The organism is Hymenobacter roseosalivarius DSM 11622, assembly GCF_900176135.1.
GTDB lineage: Bacteria > Bacteroidota > Bacteroidia > Cytophagales > Hymenobacteraceae > Hymenobacter > Hymenobacter roseosalivarius.
In genome coordinates, this window is record NZ_FWWW01000052.1 from 98377 (window position 1) to 110010 (window position 11634).

Genomic DNA, 11634 nt, shown 5'->3' on the forward strand with positions numbered 1-11634 from the left:
TATTCCGTTGTCATGACCGTTTCTATTATTGTCCCAACCTACAATGGAGCACACAAAATTCTTGCTGCACTCCAAGCATTAGAGCAGCAGACATATCCCATTACCGAGGTGATAGTGGTAGTAGATGGGTCCACTGATCAAACTCTTGAGCTACTCAAGAATAATACAACTACCATCCGCAGCTTGCAGATAGTAAAGCAACAGAATCAGGGCCGCGCCGCCACGCGCAACCGCGGGGCCCAGGAGGCTACCTCCGACCTGCTGGTTTTCTGTGATGATGATATGCGCCTGCTACCTGGTTGCATTGCCGCTCATGTAAAGCACCACCAGAAGGAGCTTGATACTATTGGGGTCGGAACCCAAGTGGAAGACTTGGCTAAGGTGACTACTGACTTCTTGCATTACAAAGCGTTAATGAGCAGAAGCTGGATGACAAAGTATAGCGGGGCAGACACGGTTCTGATGCCGGCTACCGAGCCATTCATCACTGCTGCTAACTTCTCAATAAGCAAAAAAAAATTCGTAGCACTAGAAGGCTTTGAGCGTGGCCTTCGGGATGCAGAAGATTTTGACCTGGCCATGCGGGCCGCTGAAGCCCTAGTGCCCATCTACTTTCTTAACAAGGCTGAAGCATGGCACGATGACTTGGTCAATTGTGCCTCTTACATAAACCGGCTTAGAGAATACCAGCAGGCCCAGCAGAAATTGGCTCAGCTTAGGCCCAGCCTTTATGCTAAATACGGACGTTTCGGGACACAGCCACAAAATAAGCTAAAGATGAAAACGTTTTCGATGTTTGCCAACCGAAGTTTAGTAAAGCTAATAGATAGGGGTTCGCTAACGAATCTGCTACCCCAAGCTCTCCGGTATAAGGTATATGACATCGTAATTACGGCTCTGGGAGTCTATTTTCCTGAGCGATGAGTTATATCTTGCTCGATTTCTCCAGTCTAATCAGTATTAAGAAGAAAGTACCGCTGGCTGTTTGAGTGTTTTATTAGGCATTATTCATTGCCCTACGCATTTTAAGCCACTAATTCATTGAGTTCCACGTCTGGTATTGGTAAACAGCCGCGCAATCAGCTGCTAGGATCTGACATTATCTCAGGCCCTTACTCTTCGGAATAGCTTTATATCTGTCGATACCTCTCTTTCAATTAAAATTGTAGGAGATCTATGCAAGTATCCGGTGCTGTGCTTTGTACGTAAATATTCGAATTTTTGACCCAAATCTGGTTGCAGACCAGATCTATATGCACCGCGAATTACTATGAACCTGTTAGTCATCCAGTCATTTGGCCGAGAAAGTGAATATAGGAGAGCCTTATTTTCTGTTTTGAGCTTCATAACATTTTATAGAGGTGATCTTGCACTCTTTGAAATTGTAGTATTCACAGACAGACCTAAATACTTCGAGCCATATTTAAAAGGAGTAAGGGTTCAATATATATGTCTTACTCAAAATAAAATCGCTTCTATGCGTGGTCATATTGATTTCGTCCATAGAATGAAGATTGCAGCTATCGAGGAAGCATTTGGCTTGTATGCAGAGGCAAACATTCTATATGTTGATTCTGACACTTTTTTTTAAAGGATGCTACACCTTTAATTGAAGCAGTGAGCAAAGGATCCATATTCATGCATTTATTTGAGTACAACTTTGAGCATGACACGAGTATTAAAATGCCTACTTATACTAAATTTTTAAGTTTAATAAAGCAAGGGAAGTTCACTACAAGCAAGGGCCTTATTAAAGTAACTTCCAAAGATGAATCGTGGAATGCTGGGGTTATGGCCTTGCCAGCGTATGTAGTCAACCTATTACCTGATGTGTACGCCTTAACAGAACAGTTTTATCCAGCAACCCTCCATAAAACATGTGAGCAATACGCATTCTCATTAGTATTGAAGAATGCCTCAGAACTGCATCCCTGCGATTCATACGTATATCATTATTGGGAGCATGGGCAAAAAATTACGGCTGACTCGTTATTCAATAAGTTATTTACTTCTTCATTTAAGCAACTATCTTTGGTCGAGAAGGAAGCGAAAGTCTGCGTTTTGGCCAAGCAACTACCTGGGCTTTTAGAAGGACACATTTTGTTGTTACGAGATAGAGCGCTCCAAGCCTTCTCTCATGATCAATTCTCGGAGGGATATAGATATGCTTGGAAAGTATTGAAGAAGGAGCCTTTTAATGTTCAGTTCGTAAGAGATCTCTTATATCATGCGAAGCGTCATTTAAAAATTAGATAAAATGAAGCAACAAATAAAAGTAGGAATTTGCGTTGCTTACGATTGGTATTTTTTAGCCCAATCGATTCCTTTGATTTATGACTCGGCAGATATCATCTGCTTAGCTATAGATAAGGATCGTATTAGTTGGGCCGGCAATCCTTTTTCATTCGACGAATCTGGTTTCCGGGATTTGATCAAACGTCTAGATCCAAACAAGAAGATTAATATTTATGAAGATGATTTCCACCTTTCTCACCTTTCTGCTATAGATAATGATACGCGGCAGAGAAACCTTCTGGCCCAATATATGGGTCCTGGTGGCTGGCATATTCAATTAGACTCTGATGAATATTTCTTGGGGTTTAATAAATTTGCTAGTTGGCTTAAAAAACAATATTTCAATCGGTCGGTGAACATCCGCTGTCAGTATATTATGTTGTTTAAGCAATTAGATTCAGGTTTTCTGGTAATTAACAATAATGATTATTTTAAACTTGATGGTAATCCAGTCGCTACAAATGATCCAGCTTATGAGTATGCTCGTGTTAATAGATGGTTTAATATTTATGCGCCTTTTTATATCTTACACCAGTCTTGGGCCCGACCGGAGCGAGAGATAACGGAGAAAGTATACAACTGGGGTCATACCGATGATTTTGACAAAGAGCAATATTTAAGATTCTGGCTCAATTTAAATAAAAATAATTATCATTGTGCCAAAAATTTTAATCCATTACACCCTATCAAATGGCCTTATTTAGAATACGTACCTGCAAAAAACGTTTTGGAACTAATGAATTATTATAACGATAATCCTCCTTTCATGCCTAGCAAATTTAGGTTTGGGATTCAAAATTCTATCTGGGCATCTAGAATGCGTAAGGTGGTAGCAATGATTGTGCAACGATCATAAAGCGCGGCCGTAATTTTTGTTTGTTTTTGCTGAAAAAATTAGCCATGAATATAGTAAGGCTTTTCTATAAATTAAATATATACAAAAAAATGTATAATACTTGGCGTTATACAATTGCGTCATCAATTGATAAGCCAGTACCCTGTGAAAATAAGAAAAATATTATTTTCGAACTTCGAAGCAGAAGGGATGAAAGAATTGCTATTATTCTTTTCTATTTTTTTGATCAATGTTTTGCAAATTCTTATTTAATTAAAAATAATTTGCACCTTTCCTCTTTTCTGAATTTTAAAAGTGATTTAGTAAAGATTAAATCTGTTTTTATTGTCAAGAAGCCAGTAATGCGCATCGATCTGGTATTATGTGATACGGGAAAAATTGCTCACGAATACATGGTTAAATATCCAAACATACCAGTATTGTACTATGATGTCTGTTGCTTTAAGCGTACAATCTCTGGAGTCAGGTTGAAGCAGGACTTCATTGTGATGCCTTATGCTATGCACCCTACTATTTATAAGCTAAACCAAATATCAAAAATTTCATATCTGCGGAAAAGCGATAGATTGTTCAGGATATTTTTTTCTGGCAATAGTATTATGCCTTTATACGATAATTATAATTTGAAATCGTTGTTTGAAATACTAAGTCGCGCACAGATTATATCTAGTCTGCAACAAGAGCTAGACGCTTCTTCTTTAGTGCCATTTGATAAATGTATGTGCCTTACTAAATCTGGGTACATAAATAAATTGGTTTTGCACGTTTGGACTGAGCAAACCAGGCTTGCGCAATCAGAACTCATTAAGTACGATGAGTGGCTTGATACATTAGCAAAAGCTGACTTTTTTTTACATTGTCCGGGAATTGCGGTGCCGCAATGCCATAATCAGATCGAATCTATGGCAGTAGGTTGTATTCCTATTACTGAGTTCCCACATATGTTCGAACCCGCCTTAGAGAATGGGATTAATTGTATATCCTATAAGGGTGAAAGCGGTTTGCTCACTGCCATACAAATGGTTTTATCGATGCCTACAAAAGAAATAACTAACCTTAGAAATAATGTTATTAATTATTACGATAGTTGGCTCTCACCCCAAGCTTTTGTAAGCAGGCTTGAGGCCAAGATACAATACAGTAATTCCGATAGGCAGAAATTCTATATTATAAGTGATTACTCGGTAGAGTATTTGCTACGAGAAATTTAGTTGTTTTTTATGCAAAAGGAGGCATCTCCTAGTTGGACATGAGAAGATGCTAGATTGCCTTATAGTGGTTTCATAGGCAGTGTACACTTTTTAGCGGCGGGCTCGTAACTACGAAGATGCGTGCTCACTCCCTTAATTTACGCGAAAAAATCGCCGCTGCTTACCGACAGCTGGTGCGGCGGCAGTACGTAGTAAAGGTTCAGATCGGGGTGAACCTATCGTGTGTGACCAAGTTGCTGCGCCCGCTAGCGGCACGGTGGCGGCCAAGCCGCCGGGGCGGGCCGCCACCGTGCCAGCACGTCGATCAGGTGGCGACGCGCCGGGACGTGCATCGGTTTTATTTCCTAGACGGGACGGGGCTGTGCCTGGATTACACCCGTCGCTACGCCGGCGCCTGCGGCAGCCGGCGGGTAGGCCAAGGCGCACCGCTGCGGCGGGGGCGGGGCACTGGGCGTGAATGGGCTGCGCGGCGTACAGGTGCTGGACGCTAACCCAGCGCAGCTTCGCCTTCTACATCGCCCGCGTGCTGGTAGCCCCGTAGTTGCGCCGCGGCGACGTGTTAGTCTCGGACAACCTGGTTGTGTATAAATAAGTGGTTTGGCGCAGCAATTGGTTAAGCGCGGCGTGCAGATACCACTTTTACCGCCATACTCGCCTGATTTCTCGCCCATTGAACAAGCATGGAGCAAGCAAGCTCAAAGCCAAGCTGCGCCAGACGCAGGTCCGCACGCGCGAAGCCTTGGAAGAGGCTATCCAAGCAGCCATCAATTGGATGACCGACGACGATGCCAACGCGTGGTTCAACTACTGTTGCTATCGCGTAGCATGTACAAGAGTCATAAAACTGCTATAAAGAGGTAAAACACGAATTACCCTTGAGCTAGTTTAAACGACGGGATAGTTAAATACAAAAATTATTTGATAATTATCATCCTATGATCTAATGCTATTCCAAATGCGAGCGAATAGCCTTATTTCTAAGACGTTTCTTTTAGAAATATTTATCAATTGATTTATATATCCTTTGAAATAATATTTCCTGAGTAAAGATAAGTTTCGGTCGTATTGATGAACTATATTAACAGGTTGTCCAGATTTGTTAATTATAGATCCATTGTGAAATAATACTTTATTGAAGTTTTTGAAGTATGAGAGAGTCGTTATCGGACCTTCATCATCATTTATCAAATTGAGCGAATCGAGTTTGTTATTATATATGAGATAGTTATGAATGCCTTGATCAAGCCCGCCTACATTTTTTAATTTTATGATATGATTTATCATTTTTTCTAGATAGTCTATTATCGATACATAATCCCCAATTGTTACCCCAGAGCAGCATATAGTATTGTGCCCTATTTTAGACAATTCCTCTGGCCCAAAGCCGTGCTGTATCCAAAAAGAGTTGTGCTTTTCATCTTTTATCTTAGTGTCGGCATCCTCTAAGAAACAATATAGCCCAGGCTTATAATTATAATCAAATGGATTTTTCTGAAAAATGACATCTCGGATATCGGAGAACATTATACGATCTATTTGCTCACTGCCAGCGTTCTTCAGATAAAGGTAGTACAATATATAGCGCAAGCTATTGGGCGATAATACTTCTTTGCTCTGGTCTACGATGTTGCTAGGGATTTCTGGATTATTTGGTAAATAAGGATAGTTATCAGAATAATGAATCAACGTAATGCCGCGCCTTTCTAGGCTGTTTAAAGCTTCCTTCGTAATATTTGAAACAAATAATATAAACTTGCCTGTGTAGCCACTACTGTATAGGGTATCGATAAAAGGCTTAAGCTGACTATAGGAATAACCACTTGCCAAAGACATAATAATGTTCTGCTTCTTCATTGTCGGTGGAAAAATGCCTGATTGAGTTTCCGTGCTGCGCGATAGACAGTTATTTTGAACTATTCTATTAAAAAGGCCGAATACTCTGTGTTATAGATATCTAGTACGAAGGTAGTATAAACACACCAATACCCAGATTGAGGCTGAGTATTTAGATTTAAATATAATTGCAGTCGTAGCGTGATACTAGACGATTACATTACTTTGTTTAAGGCGACCAATACAGTAACCATTCTCTTTTAGTCGGAAACCATGCGGCTAATATTCAGCCGATTACAGCATATATAGCGCTTTCGTATCTAGCTTACCTGTTTTAAGGTAGTTATGCATTGATAATCAGCTATTTGAAATGAATAAAAAGTGTACATCGTTCACGAAACCGCTATAGCGGTTTAACTTATTACTGATGTTACGCACGAAGTAGGGCGAGTTGCTGGTACATGGCTTTTAGCTCCACGGCGTAGAGTTGAGCTTTGAGGCGAAAATGCCCCAGGCCACACTTTACTTTCAGGACTTCGAGTTTGGTGTAGGCCAGCACGGCAGCCAGGAAATGGTTAGCCTGCGTGGCCAGGGTTTTGGTGGGCGACTTGCCCATGGACGCGTTCTGTTTGAGCGACTTATGATACTCTTCCACTTTCCACCGTCTCTGGTAGATCATGGTCAATTGCGCCTGATTCAGGTCGGTGTCGCTGCTGACCAGATACAACACGCCCTGGCTGCCGTCCTGGTTTGTCAAGACTTGCCTGGTCACGAGTACCGCTTCTTTCACGGCTCGCAAATAGACCCGCAGGGGGTGGGTGTCGGGAAACGTCAGCGACTGCACGGCGTGAAACTGGCCTTGCGCCCGCCCGGCTTCGCTCAAGGCGACAGTGCGGCTGCTTTCCAGGGCAAAGACGAAGTGGTGGCCTAAGGCCCGCACCAGGGTCATGTTCTCGGCCGAGGCGTACCAGCTGTCGGCCAGCAAGTAGCGGTAGGCCACCTGCTGCTGGACCACGCGCAACAGGTGCTGGAGGTACTCGTTTTTAGTAAAGGGGCTTTGGTACTTGGTTTGCTGCGTTTTCGGGTCCCACACGGCCACGGTTTTGCGCACCAGCTCGACGGCCAGGGGCAGGGCCAGCCCCCCGGCCTGGTAAAGCAGGCTGACGACATTCAGGCCCTTCCCGTAGCGCTACTGGCCGTGGTCCCAGTGGGTGCCAATCACCTCGTTGGCATCGGTGTGGGCCTTTTCCAGGATGAAATCATCCACGATGAGCACGGCAAACTCTTCCGCCAGCCGCTGGGCTTCGGCTTGGCGAATCAGCGGCTTGGCCTGCCGCCAAATGTCCGCCGAACCCCACGCGGCGCTGCTCAGCCAGCGCGGGATGTGGTCGTGGCTCAGGGTCCCGTCCAGCAGGCGCGACAAGCCCGTGGCCGTCGTCGGGCCCGTCGAACTCAGCAAATAATGCGTGTACAGGTCCAGCGTGCAAGTTTCCATACCCATCCTAAACGAGCAGAACCATCCTTCGACTGCGTAACATCAGTGAATCATGTACTATTTACCCATGAGGGTTCAACTGCTCATTGTAGCGGGCTGTTCCTGCGACTGAGAATGGGCAATAATATGATATTCCAGTCAAAGTCAGCTATAGTTCTTTCATGAACGAAACAGCCATTTCTGAGTGGTTTGCGTAGGCTGATTTATGCAACCCTACTCACTTGACTTATATGCACGGGTGGAGGCTGCCTGCCGCAAACCGGACGCCCGCCAAACGCAGACCGCCAAACCCTTTAGCGACAGCCGCACCTTTGTCAATACGTTCTTGTCGCTCCGAGTGGGAAGTCGGCTCGCTAGCCCCCACGCCGGCCAGAGGTGGCATGGCTCATTATCTAGACGTTAAGATCAGGCATACCTTTTTCACTAGGACTTACGCAGCCACAGGTAGTAAAACAGGGATAGAGGACTTTTGCAATTGTTAACGTAGCCCCTCTGTCCACGGCAGGCAAGCGGCTTGATATATCGTTCGGCCGATGGGGCGCACGTATTGCCGCAACGATACCCAAGCTAAATAACAACAGGTCAAATGGTTTCGCTGTGCCTGCGCTTTGCGGCACTGACACCTCTCCGAGCCGGTCAATTGCTTAAAACTGCGGTGCAGCTCTTCTACGTGCCAGCGTACCTGCGCGGCGTCAATCACCATTTCCCGGCTCAGATGTGCGGCCATGTGATTGGTAATGCCCCATTCAGTGCTGCCGTCTGTGGCAACCAGCTTGAAGAGTTTGACGCCAAAAGGTACTTGTTGGACGCGTACCTCCACGCCCCGGCTCCAGCCCCCCTGCCGGCGATTCCAGCGTGCCGAGGGTCTGGTAGCCCGTTTCTTTGCCCACGCTTGCCAACTAGTTGCTTTTCAAGGTGGTAGAAAACGTCCAGCCCGCCCGGTGAATCACTTTCAGGTTCTCGCTGCTGGCGTACCAGCTGTCGAAGTGCATGGTGCGCGCTTGGATGGTTCCCTCGGCTACTACCTGGGCGAACATGGCCTGAAAATGGTCGTTTTTGGTCTTGCCGTTCTGGCCCGGCGCGTACACCCGAAAATCCAGGGGCAGGAAATACCCGCTTTCCCCGCTGCTGTGCACCAGATTCACCAGCCAAATGCCCGTGACCACGCGGTGGACGTTGCCCGAATACTGGCGCTGAGCTAGTTCAATAAAGCGGCTATAGCGCTTGTCTTAGACGCTGTCGTCCTCGAGCAGAAACACTTCGGGCGAATCGGCCAACAGGGGCGCAACCAAGGTGCGCAACTGGCTGAACGAGAACGTATTGTCTTGTAAAAATCGATTCACCTGGTCATGGCCTACCTCCGGTAGGTAGGCCGCCAAATGGGTGCCGGTATAATTGCGCGTCGTGTTGAGCAAAAAATCAATATACGTGCTTTGAGTTAGCATAAGAGGCCATTTTTAGTCTAATGTACAGCCCGTGCGTAAGTCCTAATAATAAAGTTTGGAGTAAGCTAAATACCTTGCTGGCTAAAGATTATTCTACCCTAGAGTGTATGAAGGGTGATTATGTAAACTCTTGAAGAGAGCAGGATGTCTGGATTTAAGGCTTAGAATCTGCTCACTTTAACTGCTAAGAGCCTGTTAAAATTTTCAGATGAGGTGCCGGATACTGGATAACAACAAGGTTGCTTCGGCGCTGCTGGTTTCGCATTCGTAGTCCCAGCTTAAGCGTCGGTCCCAGTGCAACCAACTGATAGAACGCTCGACGACCCAGCGGATGGGCTGGGGCGTGAAGCCGCCGTCTCCGCACAGGCCGGGGGCGGTTTCGAGCCGCCAACTGCAGCGTTCATGCACCCACTGAGCCAGCGGACGGCATAGCCCGCGTCCGTTAACACGATAAAAAGTCGCTTATAGCCCTGTATGAGCAGCTCTTACAACGCTTGACGGCCGCCCGTGCGCTCGTTCTCGTGCGCCGGCCCCCACTGTCAACGACGAGTTGGCGCTTGCGGCCCTTCCCTTTCTTGTGGCCGTCGACGCCTGTCTGGCCCACGTCCCGCTCGCTGGATTTGATGGATTGCGCGTCCAGAATGGCGACGCTCGGGCTGGCCTAGCGCTAAGGCGCGGGCTGCTGACGCTCTTGCTGAACTAGGCTTTTATTGAGGTGCGCCCAGCGTCCGTCGGCCTGCCAGCGCTGGAAGTAATAAAAGCAGATCGGGTAGGGTGGAAAGTCGTTGGGCAACAGGTGCCACTGGCAGCCACTCTTCTTCAAATAGAGCAAGGCATTGAGAATGAGGCGTAACCCACACTTACGGTGGCGTTTGGTGGGCAAGTTTTTCTCGATAACTTACCATTGGGAGTCGATCAGGTCGGTTTCGTACATCTTTGGTCGGATTGACGAAAATCATCAACCTGGCCGGCTCCCCTTTGTCGTTCAGCTACTTACATTCTTTAACATGTTCTAAGAAGACCTTCGCAATCAGGATAAGAGGTCCTGGCCCTGCGAAAGTGAAATGCTGATTTTTAACAGTCTTTAACAATCTTGTTCAGTAGGTATATCTTTGCAGGTATCTATTAGCTATCGAATTCAATTGATTATGGATGAGTGCGTACAGTCCTTTAGTCTATAAAGCCTGTTGAAAATTAGAGTTTTCGGATGTTTATCCCACTGGAACAAGCCAGAAACGGCCATTTTTCACGGACGGCCAGGAAAGCCCATTGCACAAGAGTGCAATTTGTTCCAACGGGGGTATTTCAGAACATAGTATCTCGCTAATTTTTAACGGCTTCTATATACTAAACAAATAAACACCCAATGAGAATAGCATATGTTGTTTCTGGTGTCGATAGAATGCTGATTCTTGAGCGCACCTTGCTTGAGTTATCCTTTTCTGTTGAGCATTTAGTCGTTATTCAATTAAATCCAGCGAGTAAAAAGCTCTCCGAATTCTTGCAAAAGCAAGCTATTAAGACAGAGATAATTACTACTGAATCGATTGTTTCGTGGGTATTGGTTATCGCTCGTATACAAAAGATACTGCGTAAAGAGGCTGTAGATATAGCTCATGTTCACTTTTTCCTCGCTGGTTTGCTTGGGATTACTGCCGCGTGGTTAGCAAGAGTGCCCTATAGAATATATACTCGACACCATGGTAGTGAGCATCATATGCACCATCCGAAAGGAGTAGTGATGGATAAATATATTAATTGCTTTTCTACTGATATTATAGCTATATCGCCGGCGGTTCAGGATATTTTAGTGCATAAAGAAAAGGTAAGTGTTGACAAAATATCTTTTATCCCGCACGGCCTCGATTTTGAGACTTATATAAATACGTCTGATGCAAGAATTGAGGGCCTGCGTAATAAGTACGAAATTAAAGGAGATGATTTTCCTGTAATAGGAGTAATTGCGCGATACGACGAACCCAAAGGGCATCAGTATATAATACAGGCGTTTCAGATGGTGCTTGAGCAATTTCCACGTGCTAAGCTTGTCCTTGCAAATGCACGTGGACCGTATAAAGGACAAGTACAACAGTTTTTGAAAACCATTCCCACAACTAGCTTTACTGAAATTGAATATGAGTATGATGTTATATCCATGTACAAACTCTTTGATGTGTTCATGCATTTACCTACTTCTGCTGATTATGAGTCCTTTGGCTTAGTATATTTGGAGGCTTTGGCTTTATCAATTCCATCTGTATTTACTATCTCAGGTATTGCGAGTGAATTTTTGAAGGATGGAGAGAATGCCCTTATAGTGCCATACCGCGATGCAACAGCGGCAGCAACGGCTATTCAGCAGCTTATTAATGATCCTGATTTGGCTGCCCGACTGAAAAGTCAGGGCAAAGCTGACGTGTTGGGAAGGTTCAGTTTTGACAACTACTTCTCGCAGCTGCTACAGTTATATAGAGGAAAAACTGCTGCCTAACGCTTACT

At 45.1% G+C, this 11634-nt stretch carries 9 protein-coding genes and 2 pseudogenes; 7 read left to right on the forward strand and 4 right to left on the reverse strand.

Annotated features, from left to right (window positions below):
- The first annotated feature begins 12 nt into the window (after positions 1 to 12).
- The 6 genes from B9A24_RS06635 (at position 13) to B9A24_RS21540 (ending at position 4853) form a co-directional block, all read left to right on the forward strand.
- Complete coding sequence (locus tag B9A24_RS06635) at positions 13 to 924, forward strand: glycosyltransferase family 2 protein (RefSeq protein WP_084444392.1); 912 nt, start codon at positions 13 to 15, stop codon at positions 922 to 924.
- 346 nt (positions 925 to 1270) lie between these two features.
- Positions 1271 to 1591 carry a hypothetical protein gene (locus tag B9A24_RS06640; RefSeq protein ID WP_143434800.1) on the forward strand — a complete coding sequence of 107 codons (321 nt, stop codon included), beginning with the start codon at positions 1271 to 1273 and terminating at the stop codon, positions 1589 to 1591.
- Between the two features lie 47 nt (positions 1592 to 1638).
- On the forward strand, positions 1639 to 2256 hold the full coding sequence (locus B9A24_RS06645; RefSeq protein ID WP_143434801.1) for a hypothetical protein: 618 nt from the start codon (positions 1639 to 1641) through the stop codon (positions 2254 to 2256).
- A 1-nt stretch (position 2257) separates the two neighbouring features.
- A complete protein-coding gene (locus tag B9A24_RS06650) occupies positions 2258 to 3151 on the forward strand; it encodes a hypothetical protein (protein WP_084444395.1) in 894 nt (297 codons plus the stop codon).
- Between the two features lie 26 nt (positions 3152 to 3177).
- Positions 3178 to 4362, forward strand: coding sequence for a hypothetical protein (locus B9A24_RS06655; RefSeq protein WP_143434802.1), 1185 nt, complete (start codon positions 3178 to 3180; stop codon positions 4360 to 4362).
- Positions 4363 to 4478: 116 nt separating this feature from the next.
- Positions 4479 to 4853 (forward strand): hypothetical protein, encoded by a 375-nt coding sequence (locus B9A24_RS21540; protein WP_143434803.1) that lies wholly within the window; start codon positions 4479 to 4481, stop codon positions 4851 to 4853.
- Positions 4854 to 5295: 442 nt separating this feature from the next.
- Here the strand turns inward: B9A24_RS21540 and B9A24_RS06665 are convergent, their stop codons facing one another.
- From B9A24_RS06665 to B9A24_RS06685, 4 genes and pseudogenes are all read right to left on the reverse strand, one after another.
- The gene (locus tag B9A24_RS06665; RefSeq protein WP_084444397.1) at positions 5296 to 6216 is read right to left on the reverse strand and encodes a hypothetical protein; all 921 of its coding nucleotides are present in this window, start codon (positions 6214 to 6216) and stop codon (positions 5296 to 5298) included.
- 409 nt (positions 6217 to 6625) lie between these two features.
- Positions 6626 to 7690, reverse strand: a pseudogene (locus B9A24_RS23350) (IS701 family transposase).
- Between the two features lie 478 nt (positions 7691 to 8168).
- Positions 8169 to 9135: pseudogene (locus tag B9A24_RS23355) on the reverse strand (IS701 family transposase).
- A 667-nt stretch (positions 9136 to 9802) separates the two neighbouring features.
- Entirely contained in the window at positions 9803 to 10018 is a 216-nt protein-coding gene (locus B9A24_RS06685; RefSeq protein WP_159451971.1) for a transposase, read from the reverse strand.
- A gap of 483 nt (positions 10019 to 10501) precedes the next feature.
- Here B9A24_RS06685 and B9A24_RS06690 point away from each other — a divergent pair, with 483 nt between their 5' ends.
- Positions 10502 to 11626, forward strand: a complete 1125-nt coding sequence (locus tag B9A24_RS06690; protein ID WP_084444401.1) for a glycosyltransferase family 4 protein — start codon at positions 10502 to 10504, stop codon at positions 11624 to 11626.
- Positions 11627 to 11634: the final 8 nt, after the last annotated feature.